Annotated in this window: 19 protein-coding genes; 9 read left to right on the top strand and 10 right to left on the bottom strand. The window is 42.4% G+C overall.

Features of this window, described 5'->3' with window-relative positions:
• Nucleotides 1-26: 26 nt before the first annotated feature.
• Nucleotides 27-1,136: an ATP-binding protein gene (locus HFU86_RS09375; protein WP_187129102.1), complete on the bottom strand. Its 1,110-nt coding sequence runs from the start codon at nucleotides 1,134-1,136 to the stop codon at nucleotides 27-29.
• 37 nt (nucleotides 1,137-1,173) lie between these two features.
• Nucleotides 1,174-4,908, bottom strand: coding sequence for a DUF4132 domain-containing protein (locus HFU86_RS09370; protein WP_187129101.1), 3,735 nt, complete (start codon nucleotides 4,906-4,908; stop codon nucleotides 1,174-1,176).
• Between the two features lie 388 nt (nucleotides 4,909-5,296).
• On the opposite strand from HFU86_RS09370, the gene HFU86_RS09365 reads away from it, so the two are divergent.
• From HFU86_RS09365 to HFU86_RS09355, 3 genes are all read left to right on the top strand, one after another.
• Nucleotides 5,297-5,713, top strand: coding sequence for a RidA family protein (locus tag HFU86_RS09365; RefSeq protein ID WP_108478135.1), 417 nt, complete (start codon nucleotides 5,297-5,299; stop codon nucleotides 5,711-5,713).
• Nucleotides 5,714-5,757: 44 nt separating this feature from the next.
• Nucleotides 5,758-6,726: a threo-3-hydroxy-L-aspartate ammonia-lyase gene (locus tag HFU86_RS09360; protein WP_187129100.1), complete on the top strand. Its 969-nt coding sequence runs from the start codon at nucleotides 5,758-5,760 to the stop codon at nucleotides 6,724-6,726.
• A gap of 85 nt (nucleotides 6,727-6,811) precedes the next feature.
• Nucleotides 6,812-7,441, top strand: coding sequence for a helix-turn-helix transcriptional regulator (locus HFU86_RS09355; RefSeq protein WP_036948015.1), 630 nt, complete (start codon nucleotides 6,812-6,814; stop codon nucleotides 7,439-7,441).
• Here HFU86_RS09355 and HFU86_RS09350 read toward each other — a convergent pair.
• The gene (locus HFU86_RS09350) at nucleotides 7,438-8,364 is read right to left on the bottom strand and encodes a LysR family transcriptional regulator (RefSeq protein WP_336431763.1); all 927 of its coding nucleotides are present in this window, start codon (nucleotides 8,362-8,364) and stop codon (nucleotides 7,438-7,440) included. The two genes, HFU86_RS09355 and HFU86_RS09350, sit on opposite strands and share 4 nt — an antisense overlap.
• Nucleotides 8,365-8,474: 110 nt before the next feature.
• Here HFU86_RS09350 and HFU86_RS09345 point away from each other — a divergent pair, with 110 nt between their 5' ends.
• Both HFU86_RS09345 and HFU86_RS09340 read left to right on the top strand, forming a co-directional pair.
• Nucleotides 8,475-9,662 (top strand): MFS transporter, encoded by a 1,188-nt coding sequence (locus HFU86_RS09345; protein WP_132495946.1) that lies wholly within the window; start codon nucleotides 8,475-8,477, stop codon nucleotides 9,660-9,662.
• A 136-nt stretch (nucleotides 9,663-9,798) separates the two neighbouring features.
• Nucleotides 9,799-10,692, top strand: a complete 894-nt coding sequence (locus HFU86_RS09340; protein ID WP_132495945.1) for an alpha/beta fold hydrolase — start codon at nucleotides 9,799-9,801, stop codon at nucleotides 10,690-10,692.
• Nucleotides 10,693-10,735: 43 nt separating this feature from the next.
• On the opposite strand, the gene HFU86_RS09335 is transcribed toward HFU86_RS09340, so the two are convergent.
• The 3 genes from HFU86_RS09335 to HFU86_RS09325 form a co-directional block, all read right to left on the bottom strand.
• Nucleotides 10,736-11,620, bottom strand: coding sequence for a 4Fe-4S binding protein (locus tag HFU86_RS09335; RefSeq protein WP_187129099.1), 885 nt, complete (start codon nucleotides 11,618-11,620; stop codon nucleotides 10,736-10,738).
• Between the two features lie 90 nt (nucleotides 11,621-11,710).
• Nucleotides 11,711-12,373 (bottom strand): CerR family C-terminal domain-containing protein, encoded by a 663-nt coding sequence (locus HFU86_RS09330; RefSeq protein WP_132495943.1) that lies wholly within the window; start codon nucleotides 12,371-12,373, stop codon nucleotides 11,711-11,713.
• 37 nt (nucleotides 12,374-12,410) lie between these two features.
• The gene (locus HFU86_RS09325) at nucleotides 12,411-13,676 is read right to left on the bottom strand and encodes a M24 family metallopeptidase (protein WP_132495942.1); all 1,266 of its coding nucleotides are present in this window, start codon (nucleotides 13,674-13,676) and stop codon (nucleotides 12,411-12,413) included.
• A 285-nt stretch (nucleotides 13,677-13,961) separates the two neighbouring features.
• On the opposite strand from HFU86_RS09325, the gene HFU86_RS09320 reads away from it, so the two are divergent.
• Complete coding sequence (locus HFU86_RS09320; RefSeq protein WP_132495941.1) at nucleotides 13,962-15,119, top strand: iron-containing alcohol dehydrogenase; 1,158 nt, start codon at nucleotides 13,962-13,964, stop codon at nucleotides 15,117-15,119.
• A gap of 450 nt (nucleotides 15,120-15,569) precedes the next feature.
• Nucleotides 15,570-16,757 (top strand): efflux MFS transporter YdeE, encoded by a 1,188-nt coding sequence (ydeE, locus tag HFU86_RS09315; protein ID WP_132495940.1) that lies wholly within the window; start codon nucleotides 15,570-15,572, stop codon nucleotides 16,755-16,757.
• A gap of 103 nt (nucleotides 16,758-16,860) precedes the next feature.
• On the opposite strand, the gene HFU86_RS09310 is transcribed toward ydeE, so the two are convergent.
• The 3 genes from HFU86_RS09310 to HFU86_RS09300 all read right to left on the bottom strand — a co-directional run bounded on the left by HFU86_RS09310 (nucleotide 16,861) and on the right by HFU86_RS09300 (nucleotide 21,097).
• Nucleotides 16,861-18,267, bottom strand: a complete 1,407-nt coding sequence (locus tag HFU86_RS09310) for an aminotransferase-like domain-containing protein (protein ID WP_243698982.1) — start codon at nucleotides 18,265-18,267, stop codon at nucleotides 16,861-16,863.
• A 504-nt stretch (nucleotides 18,268-18,771) separates the two neighbouring features.
• Complete coding sequence (gene ada, locus HFU86_RS09305; RefSeq protein WP_187129098.1) at nucleotides 18,772-19,836, bottom strand: bifunctional DNA-binding transcriptional regulator/O6-methylguanine-DNA methyltransferase Ada; 1,065 nt, start codon at nucleotides 19,834-19,836, stop codon at nucleotides 18,772-18,774.
• Nucleotides 19,837-19,912: 76 nt separating this feature from the next.
• On the bottom strand, nucleotides 19,913-21,097 hold the full coding sequence (locus tag HFU86_RS09300) for an MFS transporter (protein ID WP_187129097.1): 1,185 nt from the start codon (nucleotides 21,095-21,097) through the stop codon (nucleotides 19,913-19,915).
• Nucleotides 21,098-21,204: 107 nt separating this feature from the next.
• On the opposite strand from HFU86_RS09300, the gene HFU86_RS09295 reads away from it, so the two are divergent.
• Complete coding sequence (locus HFU86_RS09295) at nucleotides 21,205-22,104, top strand: LysR family transcriptional regulator (protein WP_187129096.1); 900 nt, start codon at nucleotides 21,205-21,207, stop codon at nucleotides 22,102-22,104.
• Here HFU86_RS09295 and HFU86_RS09290 read toward each other — a convergent pair.
• Complete coding sequence (locus HFU86_RS09290) at nucleotides 22,101-22,943, bottom strand: AraC family transcriptional regulator (RefSeq protein ID WP_187129095.1); 843 nt, start codon at nucleotides 22,941-22,943, stop codon at nucleotides 22,101-22,103. The genes HFU86_RS09295 and HFU86_RS09290 overlap by 4 nt on opposite strands.
• Nucleotides 22,944-23,117: 174 nt before the next feature.
• Between HFU86_RS09290 and HFU86_RS09285 the strand changes: the two genes are divergently transcribed.
• Entirely contained in the window at nucleotides 23,118-23,660 is a 543-nt protein-coding gene (locus tag HFU86_RS09285; RefSeq protein WP_132495934.1) for a GNAT family N-acetyltransferase, read from the top strand.
• The last annotated feature ends 71 nt before the right edge of the window (nucleotides 23,661-23,731 follow it).

Below are 23,731 nucleotides of genomic sequence, written 5' to 3'. Positions count from 1 at the left end.
TTACCACCACACTGCGACGACGGATATTATTGCCAGAATTCACGAGATGCATCGAAAAAGGCTTTCCATGCTTCGCTCTGTTTCGCACGTTCGCGGGCAACATTATCAATGTAATAACGCATCCGTTTGATATCATCCGCATTATCTTTGAGTACCACACCAATCAACTGGCGCGCCACAGCACCTGCGTTCAGTGTGCCATTCCCCAAATAGTGGGCTTCCAATGCACAGGCATAGGCGATGTTAACCGCTTCCGCCGTAGACATCACCGCATCTGGAGTTTTGATACTCCCGCCATCTTTGGTATTACCTGAACGTAGTTCTTGGAACGTCGTGACTAATAATTCGATCACATCCGTTGGGACGGTCACTTTGCCATCCAGCTCACCCAGTTCAACGGTCAATTGCTTGTTGAGCAGTTCAATTTCAAATGTCGGATCTTGGATGGGTTTGACTGTTTCGAAATTAAATCGACGCTTAAGTGCCGATGACATTTCATGCACACCGCGGTCACGTAAGTTGGCAGTACCAATCAAGTTAAAGCCTGATTTGGCGCTGATCCGCGCATTATCTTTCATCTCAGGGATCATCATTTGCTTTTCTGACATCATGCTGACCAGCACGTCCTGAATTTCAGGTGGGCAGCGAGTGATCTCTTCAAAACGCACAATTTTGCCTTGCTGCATTCCTTGGTAGAGCGGTGAGCTCACTAAAGCTTTTTCTGTTGGACCTTCCGCCAGTAGCAGCGCGTAGTTCCACGAATATTTAATATGATCTTCCGTGGTACCCGCCGTGCCTTGAATGGTTAAACCCGAGTCACCACTAATCGCCGCCGCTAATAACTCGGACAGCATGGATTTCGCCGTACCAGGCTCCCCCACCAGCATTAACCCTTGTTTACCCAGTAAGGTCACAATGGCGCGATCAACCAGCGCATCGTCACCAAAAAATTTAGGGGTAATTTGCAGTGCTTCATCCCCAAGAATAAATTGACGTACCGCTCGCGGGGAACGTAGCCAACCTTGTGGTTTAGGGTTGCATTTATCCGCTTGGGTTAATCGTTCTAATTCATCCGCAAAGCGCACTTCTGCGCTTTCACGCAGAACGCCTTCCGTCATTTTTTTCGCCTTAGCCATGTTGGTTTCCTAAATTTATGCGTCGATTAATCAATGATTACCACGGGGTTTTCTTTTCCCATTCAGGGTCAAAACCGCTACAGGCATCCGCGACTTTCAGGTAGTCAGCATAGCTTTCGGCTAACAGGATCGGCGGGACGTTTTTCAGTTCCACATAGCCTCTATCCCACGAGCTTTTTTGTGCTTGGTCAAAACTCAAGGAGTACAACACCGCAGGGATATTTTCTTCTGGGACATAGCTACCACTGAATTCCATATACACATAGCAATCTAGGCTGGAGAAATATTTGAAGTAATGACAGAAACTTCCGCCGTCTTCCGCTTGGCCGCGCTGATAACCCATTTTGGTTAACACGCCACGTAGGGTGAAGGTATCCGTTAGCCAGCCTTTTCTATCTTCGATTTCCGTGAGCGTTAACGCCAGATCTGGAATGGTGTGATCCATCTGCGAGAATAGGAATTTGACTTTGTAATCTTTAAAATGAGTAATCCACGCTTTACGATCAGCGTCTGATAATAACGCCGCATGAGCGAGCTTGATGCTGGAATCTGCGCTCAATTCGACTTCATCGTCATCAAGGTTCAACAAGCAACCATCATCGGATGGACGGAATTGGTTGATCACTTGGTCATCTTTCACTTCTAACCAAACCAGTCGTTCAATCAATCCGCGCATCACTGGGTGATTTTGAATATATTCCTGCCAATCCGCCGTGCTCCACAGACGCTCTGCACACATCGCTTCATACAGACGCGCAGTTTGTAATTCAATAACTTGCTTAAGCTCTTTTTTGCTGGATGTCAGGAGTTTTTTCGACTCTTTAATCAGCTCTTCGTTGTCGGTTTTACGTGCCGCCGGCAGCGCTTTGATCTCTTTACCTTCAGGGTTAAATAGCACCAGTTTTTGCTGAGCATCGAGCTTGGCAGTAAACGTGCGATCCCCATATTCCAGTACTAAAGTCCCCGTTTCATCCATACCCGCAGTTGGAATGGTTCTGTCTGCCAATTCATCCGCGCTCCAACCGTTACGTTGTGCGATATCAGCCACCAATCCGCGGGCTTTTTCTTGGACTGATGCGGTGCGATAACGGCGCGATAATGATAATAAAAGCTGAATGATCAGCGGATCGTTACTGACGGCAATCGCGTCAATCATCGCTTCAATTTGGGCACGGCGCTGGTAATGGTCACGCATATAGTTACGCAGCATGGTTACGGCAACATGTCCCTCCACACCACAAATCAGCGCAAGCATCCCTTTTTCACTGATAGCCGAGCCTAAATAACGGCCTAATACTTCGTTTTTGATCTCGTTGATGGTCTGCTCAAGGGTGAAGTTTTCATACTTGGCATAGTATTCAGGCCAGCGTTTTAGCCAATCTTGGTAGTTTTTCAAGCGTGATGGAGCGTCTCTTTGTGCTTCAGCCATCGCTGCTTCCAGTGACGGTCCCGCCACATCTTGGCTAATAAAACTATTAAGAATAAAACTGCCTAACTTACGCTGGCTGTCTAATGATAATAAGCTGATATAGCGCTGTAATAGCCCATTACCCGCAGGCATTTTTAATTTCACCGCCAGAATGATCCACCAGCGGATGATGTCCGCATCCACCTTTTTATTATCTTGCCAGGTCATGGCTGGAATGGCGTCCAGATCAAACCATGCCATGCTCGCGGGTGCTTTGGCTTTTAAGCCTTTTTGCGCTTCAGCCAATAGGACTTTCGGTGCTAAGTAACCGGAAATATCTTCGCCAAATTGCTCTAATGCCGTTAATAATGCGGCTCTTACCACTTCACGTTTCTCTTTTTTCAGCAACGCATACAGCGGTTTTAGTGAATCAGGGTGTTTTAAGCGAGCTAACCATTCAATGGCAGTAACGCGGATCTCTTGTTTACCAGAATCAAGGCCTTCTGCCGCATTAACGTGAATGCTTGGTAAAGTTTCTAGGAGTTTTTGAGCGCTTAAACGGTGGGTTTTATTTTCACCTAATGCCAGTTCCATAATGCGAGGAATAAATCGCGCTGGGATGGTCGGGTATTTACCTAAAATGGTTACCGCATTAGATGCATCATACTCCTGGTAATAACGATGCCCTTGGTGCTGCGGGATAAGCCCCAGCGCTTCACTTAAGAAATCAGGGTACTGCATAAAGAACGGCCAAATTTGTTCCGGCGCTCTAAATAGCCCTAATCCATCACTGTATGAACGCAGGCATAAGTCAGCAATTAAGCGACTCGCATTTTTAAAATGGCACTGCTCAAGCCCTTTTTCTAATTGGCGTAAATCGAGCTGCGATAGGATACGAACGGGGACTTCGCGAGTGAGTTGATAGTGAGAAAAATGCTCAACATCAGAGCGGTTATGACTCAGCAAACGCAACGCGTGGAATAGCGTGAATTCCGGTAAATTATTAATGCGCTCTTTGTGCTTGATAACATTGTATTCATGATCGGTGATCACCCCGACACCCGAGTTTAATTTAGCTAATAAGCCAGCACATTCGTCTTCACTGTGTTGACTGAACTCTTTGTAATAGCGTTGTGACCACGTGTATTTATGCTTTTCTTGTTTATTCTCTTCCAGTTCGCGCTCAGCATTTTCTTTCGCTTTTTGCAGCATTTCACGGAAGTTAGAGACCAAAATATCGACTGCGCTTGCTGGTAGTGGCGTATCTTCCATCGAGATAATCTCTGGAATTTCGACCTCTTCCACTTCACTCGCACAATCCATCACATCAAAGCGAGAAATCGCACTTTCAATGCTCTTGAGGACGGTTTTGTTGGTCTCCACTTTCAACGCTGCTTCAAGAATATCTCGATCTTTACCAATACGGGCGAATAGATCTGCCGCTTGCGTACGCTGCTTTGGCGTTCCTTCAAGCAGTACTTTGGTTAAGTGGGTTTTAACCGCCTCTTCCGGCAGAATAGACATCACTGGCTCAGCCGCTGAACGCACGGTTTTCAGTGAACTGGTTGCCAATAGCACTAAAATATCGGCAAACACGCTATACAGCGCTTCGTCTTTTCTCAGCGTATCGATCAATTGGATCTGACCACTGGCGGATAAATTGCTCAGTAGGCTTTGGCGAATAAAATCTTGCTCAGCAATTAAGTATTCTTTTAAACCTGGAATAGCAAACAATAACACCATATTTTCGTAGTGATAATCCGACAGATTTTGTCTATCAAAAATACCGTATAGCACGGTGTTACCCGGTTGTTCCGCTTCATTTTCCACTAACTGGCTTAGCAGCTCGTAATTCCAATGTTTACGATGTTCATATTTAGCATGGCGTGAATTTTCAAAGGTGGTTACAAATGCATCACACAGTAAATACAGCATCCAAGAAGGCAATTCTGGCGTCAAAATTTTGATATTCACCTCTTGGCAAGCCGCTGCGACCACTTTAGCAAAACGCGCTATTTGCGCTGGTGTAATATCATCACCCACTTTGGAATACAGTTTATGGCGGGCATTCTTACCTTGGCGGATCACTTTGCTATACGAGCCGGCATCAAAACTGTGGCTTCCCCACCACCAATCCACCGTTCCCGGTTTGTCTAATAAGATTGTGGCTTTTTCTTTGTCCAACTGCCCCAGCTTCATGAGAATTTCAGGGGATTTACCCTCAATGACATAATCAAAGAGCGATTTGGGTAAGCTTTCTTCAAATGCGGCAAAAGGAAGCAGGGATTCTTGTAAATATTGTAATCCTGCGGTTTCCCCTTTTTCGCCATAAATAGCCAGAAGGTCAAAGGTAATTTTAGCCATGTTAATTTCCTAAATGTAGTTATATAACAACTTCTTATCATTTTTAGTTATTCATCTCAATTTGATTATTCTTATTCCTGATTATTTAACTTTATTGCTTAATTATTCATCTGGAATTAAATACCAATAATTTAATTATTCCCCCGCTATTTTCCCAACACTTGCTTCAAATACCGCCTGTTTATGGAAGATTGATCAGTAATGTATGACGTTGTGAGCAAAATGCCATCTATAACAATCTTTCTCATTTTTAGCTTGATCTGCCCAGATATCATCGGCAAGTTGACGAAAATTTTTAGTTCATTTAAACAGCAAAAAGCCATTGACTAAACATATAGTCCAATATTAGACTTATTGTATAAATTAAATTTCCGAATGAGGAAAATCAATGAGCCAAAATACCGCTTACACAGATATTGTATACACTAATGCTTCCCAGCTGGTTCCACCAAGAGGGCACTATTCACACACCGTCACGGCGAATGGTTTCGTGTTTGTATCGGGGCAATTACCCACAGATAGCCAAGGAAATGTCCATGCGGACACACCCTTTACTCAGCAAGCAGAACAGGTATTAGCAAATTTAGAGGCTTGCTTATCTGCCAATGGTATCGGTCGGCAACAATTGGTTCAGGTTCGGGTTTATATCGCGGATATGGACAATTGGCCGGTTTTTAATCAAATTTATGCCAATTGGATTGGCGAGTTTCGTCCTGCTCGCGCCGTTGCGGGTGTTAGTGAACTGCATTTTGGTGCAGGGATCGAAATTGAAGCAACCGCTGTCGCAGCGAACGCGTTGTTATAAAAATCAAGTTATTACCAATTAGCCATTTAATAATGGGGTATATCATGTCTGAATTAACATTACCGACCTATCAAGATGTCGAAGCCGCAGCACAGCGCATTGCAGGTATTGCTCACAAAACCCCAGTGATGACGTCCACGACAGTCAACAATGAGTTTGGAGCTGAGTTATTCTTTAAATGTGAAAATTTCCAACGTATGGGGGCATTTAAATTTCGCGGCGCGTTAAACGCCCTTTCACAACTCACTCCTGCACAAAAGAAAGCGGGTGTGATCGCATTTTCGTCAGGAAACCATGCGCAAGGTATCGCGCTGGCGGCACAAATTTTGAAGATCCCCACCACCATTTTGATGCCAATTGACTCTCCAGAAGTCAAAGTTGCCGCCACCCAAGGCTACGGCGCTAAAGTGATTAGATTTGACCGCTATACCCAAGATAGAGAGCAACTTTGTCGCGAGTTGGCTGAAAAAGAGGGATTGACCATCATCCCACCTTACGACCATGTGGATATTATTGCGGGTCAAGGTACTGCGGCCAAAGAGCTGTTTGAGGAAGTTGGCGAGCTGGATGCCCTATTTGTTTGCTTAGGCGGTGGTGGGCTACTCTCTGGATGCGCACTCGCCGCACGGGCATTATCGCCAAATTGCAAAGTGTATGGCGTTGAACCTGAAGCCGGTAATGATGCGCAGCAATCTTTCCGTAGTGGAAAAATTGTGCACATTGATACGCCAAAAACTATTGCGGATGGTGCACAAACTCAACATGTGGGGAACTACACTTTTGAGCTAATCAAACAAAATGTGGATGACATTTTAACTGTGACCGATGCGCAATTAGTTGATCGCATGAAGTTCTATGCTGAGCGTATGAAAATAATTGTGGAGCCGACAGGTTGCCTCTCTTTCGCTGCCGCCTTAAAAATGAAAGAACAGCTGCGCGGTAAACGAATTGGGATTATTATCAGCGGCGGAAATGTGGACATTAAGCGCTTCGCAGAATTAATGTTAGCTTAAGCAATTTATGCCCCTTCTCTATTAGAATTGAAAAAAATAGTTTAATATTTAAAGAGATATCCAAAATAGATGAAGGGGTAGAGTTATGGCGAAGCCACAAGAAAACAGTTTATTGGCACAAATTGAAGCCATAGCACAAGGGTTAAGTGAGACCTTCGCCCCTTTCTGTGAAGTAGTGGTTCATGATCTGAAAAACCCCGAACATTCGATTATTTCGATTCATAACAACCTCTCTGGGCGCAAAGAAGGTCAACCAACAACTGAATTGGGTCTCGCCCGTATTGAATCCGCCGATTTCCCCAATATCATCGCCAATTATGCCAATCAATTTCCAGATGGACGCCCAGCCAAGAGCACATCAATCGGTATCAAAGATGAAACTGGGCAATACGTTGCCGCATTGTGCCTCAATTTAGATATGACCCAGTTTCGCAGTATGCAAAGTATGCTGTCACAATTTACAGAGGTAGGATGCAGCCCCGTCAAAGAGCATCTAGAACCTAATGGCAGCGAAGCTATTCGTACTCGCATCGATCAATACGCCGCTTCTATCGCCGCCACTCCCCGAACCTTGAAGGCTGATGACCGAGTTGCCTTAATCGAGATTTTACGCAAAGAAGGTCTTCTTGATATTAAAAAATCCATGGATACCATCGCGCAACACCTTGGGGTTTCCCGAGCTTCGGTCTATTTATATGCCAAAAAAGACAGTTAAAAATCCCAAATTGCTTTTCCTTGCCAGCATTCATCGATCAACGTTAGGAAGTAGCTCACTTTGAGCGGCAAATAACGTTTTGTCGGATATAAAGCGCAAATCGATGATTCTTGGCGAGAAAATTCACTCAATATCGGTAGTAGTTGCCCTTGCTGAATAGCAGTTCCCACTAAGAAAGCCCCTAACTGGCAAATTCCTTCGCCTTCAATGCTGGCATCTAGAATTGCCTGAGTGTCATTCAACGTCAGGCGCCCTGATACGGGTAACAGTTGCTTTCCTTGAAGGGTATGAAATTGCCACGGAACCACACTACCCCGATGTTTAAACGCCAGTTTTTGGTGCTTTACTAACTCTGAAATACTCTGCGGAGTGCCATATCGTTGTAAATAGGTAGGAGATGCACAAGTGACCATTCTATGTGGTGCTAAGACTTTGCGGATCAGCCGGTTATCATCATTTCCTCCAATACGAATGGCAAGGTCAAACCCTTCCCCGACAATATCGCTATAGTCATCCGAGAAATGAACATCCACCTCCACATTAGGCCATCGCCGTGCATATTCTTTGACAATAGGCATGATGTACAAACGTCCAAATATAACCGGAACCGTAATACGCAATAATCCTTTTGGTTGCTGTTGTCCCTGACTCAGTTCGTTTTCGATATTGGCGACTTCGTGTAAAATTTTGAGCGCACCTTCATATACCGTTTGCCCTTCATCACTTAAGCGAAGGCTTCGCGTTGTGCGATGCAATAAGCGAATTTGTAATCGGTTTTCTAACCGCGCGACACATTTCCCCACGGCTGAACGCGAAATACCAAGCCTTTGTGCTGAATGCGTAAAGCTTCCTGTTTCAACCACATCCACAAAAACTTTCAGGTCGAACAAGTTATCCATCAGTAATGATGCCGGATTAGACACGATTAGTCCCCAATGAAGCCACGATAGTGATATTTATTATCAATAATGTCCCAGATAAGATCAATTCACGCTTGAAACTATTTACTGACCGCAATTATTTGGAACTTTATATGACGAACACAATAACGATTGAAGCCAATGCAACTTTTCAACAGCGATGGGGAGCCATCCTGACACTCATGCTGGCGACCTTCAGTGTGGTGACAACCGAGATGATCCCCATTGGGCTACTAACACCAATTGTGGAGGATTTTTCTGTTTCCTTAGCAACCACCGGTTTCTTAATGACACTTCCTGCTATCACTGCCGCCATCAGCTCACCGCTGATTGTGTTATTTACGCGTTCTGTTGACCGCAAAACACTGTTATTGATTGGGGCACTTTTACTGACCCTTTGTAACTTAGTGGCGGCTTTAACACCGTATTATTGGCTACTCTTGATCAGTCGTCTTTTTGTTGGCGTTTGTATTGGCATTATTTGGGCATTAGCAGGCGGGTTAGTGCCTCGCTTAGTGGCTGCCCCCGCTGTCGCGCTAGCAACTTCGCTAGTTTTTGGTGGCGTGGCAGCAGCGTCTGTATTGGGCGTACCTTTCGGCGTTTTAATGGGCGAATGGTTAGGCTGGCGTGCAGCATTTGCCTCAATGTCCTTTATTTCATTGTTACTTTTCCTCTCTTTACTCATGCAATTACCCGCACTTCCCGCGATGGTATCTCCCACCTTCAAAACGTTTATCACTGAAATCAAGCGTCCCATCATTATGAATGGGCTGCTGATAACGCTGCTTATTGTATCCGGGCATTTTATGGCGTTTACCTATATTCGTGCGCTGCTATCCAATAATGATTTGATTTCAGTCGACCTTTTAGGAGGCTTATTACTGATTTACGGGTTGGCAGGTATCGTAGGTAACTTCCTATTTGGGCTCACCGCCAACAAACACCTAAATTTTGCGGTCGTGATGATAGCCAGCGGTCTTATCTTAAGTTTAGGAGCGTATATATTCTTTCCGCTGAGTGTATGGATGGCATTATCCATTATGGTACTTTGGGGAATTGCTTATGGTGGCGTATCAGTCACTTTAATGACCTGGATGATGCGTTACAGCGCCCATAATATTGAAGCCACAAGCTCCCTGTATATTGCCTTTTTTAATAGCGGAATCGCCTTAGGCTCTGCGCTTGGTGGTATTTTCGTCTCACTGTATGGATTAGTTGGCAATTTACATGTCGCGGTATTGTCATTTGTGGCTGCGCTTGCGCTGTTAGGGATCAATTATTACCAGAAAAAAGCTCGCTAAATTCTCTAACAAAGTCGATTTATTATTAATAACTAAAGTAAATGGCGTTTAAATTGGTAACGATTGTTTTTTTTAGCGCTAGCCTTTCTTGCTGAGTTATTGCATAAATAGCTATCACCAAAAATAGGGAAATAAAATGACAAAAACAGCACCATTAACACTGTATTACGATACCTTTGGTCAGCCAGAACACCCTGCTGTCGTACTTATTGCAGGGTTAGGTGGACATAACATTAGTTGGACATCAGAATTTTGCCAACAAATTGCAGATGCAGGCTTTTATATTATCCGTCCCGATAACCGTGATGCGGGCTTATCGCCACATTTAGATAATTACCCGCCACTGAATATCGGAGAAATGGCTGAGCGATTACAAAACGGCGAGCATGTCGATGTTCCCTACACCTTATTTGAAATGGCCAATGATATTATCGCCTTGTTAGATGGCTTATCCATCGAAAAAGCCCATATTGTAGGACGTTCAATGGGGGGAATGATAGCGCAAGTAGTAGCATCAAAAGTTCCGAACCGCACTCTTTCACTTTGTCCAATTATGTCATCAACGGGCAATCCGCAATTGCCGCAAAGCGAGCCGGATGTCATGAAAATGCTAATGTCTCCTGGCGTAGATCCTAAACAGGATTTTGAAGGCTACATTGCTGGGCAACTCGCATTTTACCGCCGCATTAGTTCAACGTGCGTGCCGTTCGATGAAGAAAATTGCCGTGACTATATTGCACAAGCATTCCAGCGTAACTACTCTCCTGAAGGCACTAAACGTCAGTTAGCCGCCGTTGCAGTAACGGGTGATTTAAGGCCACTCCTCAGTGCCATCACCGCCCCAACGCTGGTGATACACGGCTCTGTTGACCCATTATTCCCCGTCACTTCAGGTCAGGATATTTTTGATAATATTGAAACGGCAAAATTAGAAGTGATTGAAGGTATGGGGCACGATACGCCAGCCGCATTAAACCCTCAAATTGCTGAAATGATTATTGAGAATATGCGAGAGAGCGAAGTTAATTAATAAAGTTAAGTTTGTAAATAAGCGCCTGAAACGAGGCGTTTATTTATAGCCAGCCTTGCTGTTTATGTTGTGCGCAAATTGGGCACAGAGTTTCTTCCGCAGTCCATGCCGAAAAAGGTAATTGGCATTTTTGGCATGTCCCATCGAAATAATGGAAATGCTGTGATTCGCTATTTTTCGCAACATGGGGATGAACTTGAATTGATTTTGGGAAACAAACCACTTGGCAACTCATACAACCGGTACAACGCTTATCGTCCAAACTAAATTGATGATCTTCAAGCTCTATCGCCTGCTCATCACACACTTTCGCGCATGCGCCACATAAAATGCAACTCGCCGTATCTAATGCAATATGGAACCAGCTATCTTCAGGATAAAACTGTTTTCTGGCATTTAATCCCGTTTTAACCTTGCCACTATCTAATGGCTGACTATCTAATTTTTGACGAAAAAGCATTCTACGCCGCCCACTATCCACTTCCGCAGGTTTGGTGATGGTCAAACTCCAAATAGGCTCTTGTAATGCTTCCAGTTTTAAATTTAATGCGGCTAAAGCTGGCAACCATTTGTCCACCAACGGTTCAGGAATTTGCATACCTCGAATGGCATATTGACGATGCCAAACAATCAGTTCTTCAGGGCTAGCAAGTGGCTCATCATGGCTGATAACCAAAAAGCCATTTTGGTAGGTTCGTTCATGAGGTTGAATGTTTTCAATGGCATCGACTGGACAAGTAAACAGACAGTTACCGCATTGATAACACAGTTCATTATCAATTTTTGCATCCATAAAACCAAAAGAAATCGCACCCACAGGACAGCTGCTCGCACAGTTGTCACAAACACTATTTTTCAAGCGCTTATGGACACACTTTTCATTAATAACAGGTTCTGGAGGAAGATCTAACTGAATGAACCGCCGCATAATCTATTCGTTTACCTTTGATGATTAAGCTTAATAACTTTCTATCATCTTAATGCAACGGCTTAAAATTAACATGACATAAATTAAAAATTAACGAGATATGATGGCATTACACGCAAAGACACTCACTTGCTCTAGGATTTTGTCCAATAAATCTTTATCAAGATTTTTTTGATTCAAGCGTTTTAATAGTGATTTTTTCGCAATCACAAATCCCAAAACTTGCCCAATTAAAGCATGTGCTGAAATAATCGCCGTCGCTTGATCTTCATCCGTAATAAATTGGACAAGTGAAGTTAAGCGAGAATGAAAAGGCTCGATAAACTCTTTAAAGATAATATCTGCATTTTCTGTAGGTTCTAACTGCTCTCTTAGGATTAATATGGAATAATACTCATGCCCCGGCGACAACAACGCTAATCCCAGCCCTTTTATTAATAACCGTAGTAATGATTCAACCTCTACTACCTCATGGCTTGCCCGTGATTTTAATTGCTCAAACTGCACATCAAATACGCTTACATTGCTCATTTGGGCAAGATCTGCCGCAATTTTATGGATAACAGCTGCATAGACCCCCATCTTTCCTCCCATATGATAAGGGATGGCAGATTGGTTAACTCCAGCACTTTCAGCCAGTTGACGAGTTCTCACGCCATTAATACCATAAAGAGCAAACTGTTTGATGCCTTCATTGATTAATTTTTCTTTCGTCAGCTCCGAAGAGAGTGTGTTTTTGTTTATTTCTGTCATATGCAGCTGAAACCCTAATTACATTAAATAAGTAACATTATACGTCGGCACGCATTAAATGCGTCGAATTATTATTTAATTCTATCCCCTTATCTTTTCCCACAATAACGGTACCGCCTAAATTACATAAATGATAATCAAAGGCACAATTGGGTTCAAACGCAAATGTCATTCCTGCTTTTAAGACTAATTCACGCCCAGGATTAGGCAGTCGGCTTATATGTCCATATTTTTGAGCTAACGGTAATATTTCGATTCCGGGAGCCGTACCAAAGCCAATTGGACCATAAGGATTAATGCTATGAATAAGCGGATGAACATGCCAACCTTTTGCCGTTAATAATGGTTGTTCCATTTTGTCCACCAACTCCCCAAAGGTAATGCCTTCTTTGAGATTCTCTACACCTATCTCATAACATTCTCGCGAAACTTGCGCAGCTCGCTCAATATTCGGATGTATTTTCCCCACCGCTACCGCAGCTTGATGCTGAGTTTCATACATCCCATACAGTGCAAAAATTTCAGTTAATACAATATCTCCATATTGTATTTCCCTCGGTTTTTGCGAACGGTACTGCCATGCTGGTTGTCCCCAACCAATATATTCAGGACCTGACCCCATCAAAATTTCTGCGGTAAACCCACCCATCGATAAACACGTTGAAGTCACTGCCGCAGCAATATCCGCTTCGGTATTTCCGGGAATAGCTGTTTTACGCATCGCCTCACTCATGGCTTCACCAATCATGGCTGCATGTTTGATGTGCGCGATTTCCTCATCACTTTTGACCGAGGCTAATTGGAAAAAGGCTTTATAAACAGGCACAAAATTTACATTCGGTAATTGCTCTTTAATACCTGACAACGTATTAAACGGCATCGCACCATCAAAATAGAACGGCGGATATGGTTCAAGCCCAATGACGCCTATCTGAGCATTCGGCGATACCCCTAACTGAATCAAAATATTGCCGATATTGCGCCCTGTTTTTCCCACCATAATCTGCTCAGGTGAAATCCATTGCATATCATTGCGTAAAGATGCCTGCATATGGTCAGCCACCATCATCGGCGCAAATGTCACCACTATTGGTGCTTTATCTTGATGGAACAGCACCACCGAGCCCAGTCTGTCATTGGTAAAATAATGATCGATACAAAATGGTGCCGGTGCGGCGGACTCTCTATCGCCATACACCATCAAAACTTCCAGACCATGCTCCTTCATGATTTTACGAGCCAAATCCCATCGTCTATCACGCTCTTTAAGGGTAAATGGAACAGGTATCATTGAATTCATCATAATTTCCTCATTTGCATTATATTTAATTCATTTGAATGAATTAAATATTGATCGTAGTGATATCGAAGTCAAATTAATCATAAGCATTAAGTGCTATCGCTAGGAAATTACTTGCCCAAAAACGGATAGTGAATTGAAAATTCAGCGATAAATAAACAAAGTTCCAACCAAACATTTTGATCATCCTTTGAATAGTTTCGAGTGTATACTAGAGTAATCTCAACATTTTTAACCCTAACCGATGCCAAATGACATCCCCTACCATTCCCAACCAAAGGTTTGTATATGAATAATTTTGAGTTTTACAACCCAACGCGCATTGTTTTTGGTGAAGGTAAAATAAGTGAATTGGACCGATTGGTTCCCGCGAATGCAAAAGTCCTTGTGCTATTTGGTGGTGAAAGTGCTCGCAAGAATGGCACCCTCGATGAAGTTACGAGTGCATTGAAAAATCGCCAAATTGGCTATTTTGGTGGGATTGAAGCCAACCCTCGCTATGAAACCTTAATCAAAGCTGTCGCGCAAATTGAACGCGAAGGTTATGATTTTTTACTGGCTGTTGGCGGCGGCTCCGTCATTGATGGTACTAAATTTATCGCGGCGGCAGTCAATTACGCAGGAGATAAATGGGAAGTGGTGACCAGCGGCGGTGCCACTATTGAGCACGCATTACCTTTTGGCACAGTGTTAACCCTCCCTGCTACTGGCTCTGAAATGAATAAAGGCTCTGTGATCACGCGTGAAGAATTACACGCCAAATTAGCCTTTATGAGTGACAAAGTTTTCCCTCAATTTTCTATTTTAGACCCGGTTAAAACCTACTCATTGCCACCTCGCCAAATCAGTAATGGGGTTGTGGATGCGTTCGTACACGTTATCGAGCAGTACCTCACCTACCCTGTAAATGCTAATGTTCAAGACGCATTTGCTGAAGGTCTACTGAGAACTTTGATCGATATTGGTCCGAAAGCCTTAGCAAATCCGACCAATTACGATGTGCGCGCCAATTTAATGTGGACCGCAACGTTAGCGTTAAATGGTTTAATTGGTGTTGGCGTACCTCAAGACTGGGCAACCCACATGTTAGGTCATGAAATCACCGTTCTCTACGGTTTAGATCATGCTCAAACCTTAGCCATTATCCTGCCTTCCTTAATGGAAGAAAAACTGCCTCAGAAACAAGCGAAAATGGCGCAGTATGCAGAACGCGTCTGGGATATTCGTGAAGGTAGCGAAAAAGAGAAAGCACTCAAAGCCATTGAATTAACAAGAGACTTTTTCGAAGCAATGCAAGTGAAAACACGCTTTAAAGATTACCAGCTCAACCAAGATATTGTGGAGCCTTTAGTTGAGAGCCTCGTGGCGCATAGCATGGTGACACTCGGGGAACACCGTGATATTACCCCTGAAGTGAGCCGCCGAATTTATCTTGCCTCATTATAACGCCCGTGTATTATCAAAAGAGCGCATTCCCTTGCGCTCTTTTTTAATGACTCGAACAGGGTTTGAAGTTCACTTCCGCGACCAACCATTTCAACAATAACGCCGCGCACCAAAAACGATGACTTTTGATATTGAGAAAGGCAACCGGCTCTTAGTTTATATGCCGATTAAATAGGATGATGAATCAATAATTAATTGATTTTTTATGCAGTTAAGCTGATAGCAGATAACTCTACTATCTGCGTCGCCGCTATCTTTAGCCAGATAATTGGTTGGCAATGGCACAATAGCATGATCAAAATATTGTTTTGATTTCCCGCCCTAATAACCCGTTTCTTGGTGCCGTAATTTTATGTATTTTATATAACAAAACTACATAAAACATTTTTGTAACAATCGTTTTTATAGCTATCGTTTTTATAACAACAATGTACTCCTAGGTCGTGAGCCATGTTTTCTAAATCCAATATCTCGAATACTGCCCTGCTCGCGTCTTCGCTGCTATTAACCATCGGGCGCGGCGCCACATTACCATTTATGGCGATTTATCTGACACGCCAATACCATATGGCGATCGATATCGTCGGTGTTGCTATGACTATTGCCTTAACGGTCGGCGTGCTATTCAGTATGGGATTTGGCATGCTGGCGGATAAAGTCGATAAAAAACGCTGCATGCTTATTGCTGTGATAGCGTTTATTTGTGGATTTATTGCAATTCCGCTGATGAACAATGCGCTATTGGTGATTATATTTTTCTCACTGATTAACTGCTCTTATTCTGTTTTTTCGACTGTTTTAAAAGGCTATTTCGCAGATACTTTGTCATTATCCTTAAAGACTAAAGTATTTTCGCTCAACTACACCTTTATCAATATCGGTTGGACGGTCGGACCCCCAATGGGCACATGGTTATTAATGTACAGCATTAATTTGCCATTTTGGCTAGCGGCAGTCTCCGCAGCCGCCCCTATCTTTTTTATTCAGCGATTTGTTCAAAGCACCAAACCTGCTAGCCATGTTGATGGTCAACCGCGAGTGTGGAACCCTAAAGCAATGCTCCACGACCGTGCATTGGCTTGGTTTATTCTCTCCACTTTTCTCGGCTCACTCGTTTTCGGCTCTTTTACCACGTGGATCTCCCAATATGTCATCACCGTTGCTAACAGTGATTTTGCACAAGCGGTAATTGGTGTGATTTTACCTGTCAACGCCGTCGTCGTTGTCACTTTGCAATACACGGTAGGTAAACGCATTACGCCGGATAACTTAAGACGCTTAATGACCATTGGTAGCGTATTCTTTTTAGGGGGATTAGCGGTATTTATGGGATCTGGAGATAATCTCTATTTATGGGCGTTAGGCTCATTTATCTTCACATTGGGCGAACTTATTTACGCACCGGGGGAATATATGCTAATTGATAGCATTGCCCCAGAAGGTATGAAATCCAGTTACTTTTCTGCTCAGGCGCTGGGGTTACTTGGTGGGGCATTTAACCCTATGATGACGGGTTTCGTTCTGACTGAACTTCCTCCGTATTTTATCTTTATTATCTTAATGGTAGTGACAGTGCTGGCATGGTTAAGTATGCTTAATGGCATGCGAATTAAAAATAAACAAACCCTCGCATTATAAATAGTAATTGTGGTAAATGTAGTCTGCTGTATAGATAATAATCCTTATGTATATTGCCCGCTAATGGCCATCATTAGCGGGTTTCTTTTTCTATTTCATCGCCCTATTTCAACAGACTCATTTTTAAGGTTTCTCCGAGAATTTTTATCGCGTTACGCCGTCTTGGGATCAACTCTAAAGCATAATTAATACGTAGGTGGTTTGGGTAGCAATCGCCTGTAGCAAAGTGGGCTCCCGTCAATACCGTCACTTTATTGCGATGTAAAATCTCCATCAATTTCACAGTATCTGCTGCCGGATGCTCGACCCATAATGAAAATCCACCTTGAGGCCTTGAAATTCGAGTATTAGCAGGGAAATGCGTTTCAACTAATTCCCGATATTGACACTGTAATTCACGATATTGCTGACGCATTCGGCGTAAATGCAAAAAATAGTGTCCTTCTTTTAAGAAATTACTCATCACTTGCTGCATAAAAACTTCGCCAGAACAATGTGATAAGTATTTTAAATGCATAACTTTCTCTTTGTATTTACCGGGGATTATCCACCCCGTCCGTGTTCCCGGTGCAACGGTTTTAGAAAATGAACTGCACAGAATCACATGACCTTCGGTATCCAGAGATTGGATCGTTGACGGACGCGGATAAGCATATGCAAGAGGCGCTAAACAATCATTCTCGATAACCGTACCTTGATATCGATTAGTCATCTCAAGCAACCTTTGCTTATTCTTTTCCGGCATAATACTGCCCATCGGGTTATTGCATGTCGGCGTCACCACCACCGCTTTAACTTGCCAACATTGAAAAGCTTCTTCCAACCTATCCAAGTTAATTCCTGTTTGCGGATCAACAGGAATTTCGATGATTTTACGACCCAGCCCATAAAGCGTCTGCAATAATCCAGGAAACGTCGGCGATTCAACAGCAACTACATCATTGGCTTGGGTACATGCTTGAATTGCAATAGAAATCGACTGATGGGCGCTGGTGGTCGTCACAATATCATCAGGGGTAAATGACTGACGATAATCAGATACATAATAGATTTGCTCTCTGAGCGCAGCTAACCCTTGCAAGCTATCATACTCAAGTGTTAACAGATTACGGCGCCGCGCCACCATATTCATTTCTTGCCATAATGGCTCTAAGGTTTTATCTGCAATATTAGGTACCGCACACGATAACGATGTAACCCCTGCACGCTCTTCAACACGCAAAAAGTCCATCGTCGGGTTCCACTTATCAATATGAACAGGCTTTTGAATATAATTAGCCACTTTTGGCAATTGTGCTGTGACCTTTTCAGGGATCACGAAATAACCCGATTTTGGTACTGCATAAATGAGCTGACACCGTTCCAATTCACGATAAGCTAGTTGAGCCGTGGTAATGCTCACATCATGGCAACGGCTAATATCACGTACCGACGGCATTTTCTCACCCCCCAGAAACTCCCCTCGATGGATTTTGCTCTGTAGCATTTGGGCTATTTGTTTGTAGAGCATCTCACTCATTTCCTTAAAATCGAATCCCCGTATCTGTAATGTAATACAAATTTCGCTGAGATGATCTGTATTTTACAAAAAAGCCAATCTGTCACTTTTTTAAGTTAATTTCTCATGCGAAGCTAAATAAACAAAATACGGCAATAGGATTTTATTTATGGAATATGAAAAAAACATAAAGGGCAAATCATACCCAAAATTTATATTAACACAACCAATCACATTTATATTTCGGTGGTTAATATCATTATTTATAAGGAAAAAACATGAAAAATACAAAAACCAAAAAATCTAAACGTTTATTTAAAAAAATTAAATCGACCTTAATTAAATTAATTTTCGAAGGATATAAAACAGAAACCGCACACTATAATAAATAACATTAAATAATTTTAATTTTGAAACTAACTATCTAATTAGAGAATATATATGGCTTTCATATTAAGAATTGCTGCGACAATAGCGATATTGGCGCAGCTTTATTCTTTTTCAAAATAAACCTTATTATTTTTTTGCAGATTCTTTTAGTAATAATGCCCGCTTTCGGTCGATCCCCCAGCGATATCCCGATAATTCACCATCCGTTCTCACCACTCGGTGGCATGGAATCGCCACCGCTAGCATGTTCGCACCACATGCATTCGCCACTGCTCTAAACGATTTAGGTGCTCCCATCTTTTCTGCAATTTCACGATAGCTCACCGTTTTTCCAACAGGAATGTTTCTTAATATTTGCCACACTCGTTGCTGAAATGCAGTTCCTCGAATATCCAAAGGAAGATCAAAACCTATTTCTGGGGCTTCAATAAACCCAATAACTTTAGAAACTACTTGATCGAATGCTTTATTTCCACCAATCAACTGAGCATGGGGAAATTTATCTTGTAAGTGATTTAGCAATTGCTCAGGGTCATCTCCGAATAAAATCGCACAAATGCCTATCGGACTTTGTGCAATAAGTACATTTCCTAGCGAACAAACGGCCAGAGCAAAATAGATTTGGCTCCCTTCACCACCAGATTTCCACGCTGTCGGCGTCATCCCCAATCGCGAATTAGCTGTTTCATAGAAACGGCTATTCGAATGGAAACCCGCATCATAAATAGCGTCAGTGATCCGCTCATTTTCCTGTAATTGTGCTTGTACTTTTTGATGAAGATAAGCATCGCGATAGGCTTTAGGCGTTAACCCAGTTTGTAATTTAAATAATCGATGAAAATGAAACGGACTTATTCCGATATAATCAGCTAACTCAGCTAATGTATATTTCTGGGTATTTTGCTCAATATACCGACAAGCAAGTTCAATTTTTTCTTGATAAAACTGAGCTTGCTGTGACATTTCATGACGACGACGTTTTCCAGAATGAAATCCATGCGCTATCGCTTGCTGCTCATTATCAAAAAACAGCACGTTATCTCTCTTCGGTAGTCGTCCCGCTGCGGATGGATGGTTATAAAGTTTCGATGTTTTCACACCATACACAAAATAACCATCTGCAGCTTTATCGCGTAGTTTCAGTGCATTCCAGCGCTGCTCATCTGTGGCCCATTGATTTTTCGTCGACATATATTTAACCCTTTACTGATTTCACCGTGATCAGTATCTCTGGTTATTATATGTCGAACACTCCAAACCTTGCTTTTTAATTCGCGCTACACATTACGTCCTGCGTTTGTGTTTCGCTATTTTTCCGGCGTACAATCAGCAAAATCACTATAAACCCGACTATCGCCAATAATGCGCCCATAAAACTCATCGTCGTGTAGCTGTAGCCATGGGATAAAATCGCTGCACCAACAGCCGCTCCAATGGCATTTCCCAAATTAAATGCACCAATATTCACGGAGGATGCTAGCGCTTGCGCGCCAACAGCCGCATTCATCACTAAAATTTGAATGGGTGGGACGAGTGCAAAGCTAACAATACTCCAGAATAATAAACCAACGGTAGCACCAGCGATATTTGTCGCAATTATTGGGAACATCACCATGCTTATTGCAGATAATACAAACAAGGTTAATAAAGTTGGATATAAGTTTTTATCCGCAAAATAACCACCAAGATAATTACCGATACTAAAACCAACGCCAATGACCATTAACATCATTGTAATTGTCTGATCTGAAGCCTGAATAAAACTCATCAACATTGGTGTTATAAACGTATACAAGGTAAACATTGCACTTGCTCCGAGTACCGTCGATAACATACCTAACATCACTAATGGGCGCTTTAAAATACGCAATTCATTTTTAACGTTAACCTGGCTACCTTGTAAACGCGCAGGAATCGCAAAAATTAAACTGGCGATCGTGAGTAATCCAATACCCGAAATTAAATAGAATGCCTCACGCCAGCCGATTAATTGCGTTATTTTAGTAACCAATGGAACACCACCAATACCCGCGATGGTCAGCCCCATAAACATTGCCGCAATCGCACTTGCTTGTTTACCAGCAGGAACCACACTGGCCGCAACAATGGCACCTAAACCAAAAAATGCCCCATGATTTAGGCTAGTAATTAACCTTGAAAGTGACAGTGTCACCAAGTTAGGCGCTAAACCCGATAATAAATTCCCCACCGTGAAAATAGCCATTAAAAAAACCAACGCAACTTTTGGGCGCTTACTCACTAATAATAGCGTCATGATCGGCGCTCCAATCATCACTCCCAGCGCATAAATCACCACAATCGCACCGACAGAAGGAATGCTTTCATTAAGATTTTCAGCGATATAGGGAAGCATTCCCATCGGAGAAAACTCGGTAATACCAATGGCGAATGCTCCAACGGATAACGCGAGCAATGCTGTGTTTATTCTCATTTTTATGCCTTATAAACCAATCTCAATTGACCGGCGGCAATTCTTCCATATTGAAAGCGGTTGAAAAACCCATTATGGTGAGAATAACTTTTGCGGGAAATGCAATAATGAAAATCACATTAGAAGAGCTCCAAACATTTATCAGCGTAGTCGATTACGGCTCTATTACAGCGGCAGCCGACCAGCAATGCATGACGATATCCACCGTGAGTCGTGCATTATTGCGTTTAGAAGAGAAAGTCAAAACCACGCTACTTTACCGAACCACTCGCGCCATCAAACTCAGTGATGAAGGTGCTGCATTTTTGCAAAAAGCGCGAGAAATAGTCCGACTAGCTCAAGAAGCCGAAGATTTGCTATCCGCTCGCCAATCGATTCCATCAGGTAAGCTACGCATTGATGCTTCAACTCCATTTTTAACCCATGTAATCGCTCCGCTGATCCCTCTATTTTATGAGCGATATCCCCAAGTTGAGTTAGAAATAAATAACTATGAAGGTGTGACAAACCTATTAGAGAAAAAAACAGATGTCGCGTTTAGAATTGGCACGTTAAAGGATTCTTCACTCAGTGCAACCCTATTGGGTTATTCCCAAAAAAGGCTAGTTGCTAGCCCCGCGTACTTAGAAAAATATGGAATACCGGAAACGATAGAAGATCTCCATAAGCATTGTTTGCTCGGTTTCACAACGCCAGAGTCATTAAATTATTGGCCACTCGAAAACGCCGATGGCAGCTTACTCAAAATTACCCCCCATATCGCCTGCGCCAGTGGTGAAGTACTCCATCATTTAGCGCTGCAAGGAACAGGCATTCTCTCTTCTTCCGACTTTGTAAGCTTAGATGCCTTTGCCAATGGCGGACTAGTGAAAGTGCTCGAACAAAAAACGATAACAATGAAACAGCCGATTAATGCTGTCTATTATCGCAACCAAGCTGTTTCTCCAAGGCTACGCTGCTTTATTGATTTTATTAAAAAACATTCGACAAAAATCGACCCGAGTTAATGCTTATTCACTCTTTTTCTAAACTCACTTAATGTTGCACCAGTATGCCGCTTAAAATAGCGGCATAAATACGAGGTGTCTTCAAAATTTAACTCATCAGCAATACCCTGAATGGAGAACGTTCCTCTCTCTAACAGAGCTTTAATTTCTAAAATCACTTGTCTATCAATCAGTGCCTTGGGCGGATCGTTGAAAAAGTCTTTCACAATTTGCGATAAATAAAACGGTGTAATCGAAAGTTGATTCGCATAGAACTTAACCTCTCTTTGCTGTTTACAATGCTGGGTTATTAATGCCCAAAATTGCCAACACAATTGTGATTTACGGCTACGTTCATCTGAAAAATGGGATTGAGCATGATTGACCTGATTGGCAATTTCTAAAAATAGATTTTGTAAATGTTGGCGTAATTGTAATTTCCCATACTCTGCGCGTTCTTGGTGGTAATATAAAAATAGCTGATACCAATGTGAAAATAGTGTGGATTGTGCCGATGACATTGATAAACGTGGTTGAAAATTAAAATAGGCAAACAATGAATTAGGTAAAACAAATGCAATATCTGTGGCAAACGTCTTATCAATATGGATGTAATCTACAATAAAATTCCGAGAACGCTTCTGTAACATAACAAAAGTGTCGTCATACAAAACAAAAATCTCATTTTTGCGTAAGGCATAGCGCTTAAAATTAATATTGAAAATCCCAACCCCTTGCCTACAAATACATAGCGTCACATAGTCTGGAGACAGCACTGTATTTTGTAATCCTTCCAGTGTCGTCGAACCCATGCTGACTACCCCTTCCCACACAGATTGATGCAGCTGTCGCTCCTTCATGCTTAACACACTCACATTTCATTCATGCCATTAGCTTTATTGACCTATTTTACCCAGTTTCTTCAAAATGTCAGTTTTCATAAGTACCTAAAATACCGAGGTTAAACTATTAAAAAAAACAAATAAATACCTAAAATAGGTGGCGTACTATCAATGCAATGAAGAGAAAATAACATGATTTTATATACACAAAGGCTGATTTTACGCCCTTGGCATATTACTGATGCGGCAGACCTTTATCATTATGCAAAAGACGAACGTATCGGCCCTATTGCAGGCTGGCCACCTCACCAGAGCGTCGAAGAAAGTGAGAAAATTATTCAATCCATTTTTATGCGCGATGGTGTATTTGCCGTTGCACTAAAAGAAGATAACAAAGCCATTGGCTTGATTGGTTTATCTATCGGAAAAGAGAGTAATTTTCCAATTGGGGATAACGATGCGGAAGTAAGTTATTGGATAGGCGTACCATTTTGGGGAAAAGGGCTCATTCCTGAAGCTATCCGAGAAATCATGCGACATGGATTTAAAAATCTCAAACTGGATAATCTATGGTGCGGTTATTTCCAAGGCAATCAACAATCTAAAATTGCTCAAGAAAAATGTGGTTTCCAATATTACACAACATTAGCCCCACAATTTATTGAGCTTATTGGCGAGACAAAGACAGAAGAAATTAGTCGTATCACTTATCAACAGTGGCAATCACAAGCTTAATCCCCTTACTACGCTATCTCAAAAAGATAGCGTACCCTTCAATACCATAATCTTGCAGTTTATCTGACTTT

The organism is Providencia sp. JUb39, assembly GCF_012272845.1.
Taxonomy (GTDB): domain Bacteria; phylum Pseudomonadota; class Gammaproteobacteria; order Enterobacterales; family Enterobacteriaceae; genus Providencia; species Providencia lanzhouensis.
Note: the sequence above shows the minus strand (reverse complement) of the source record. Positions and strands in the feature narration are given on the sequence as shown.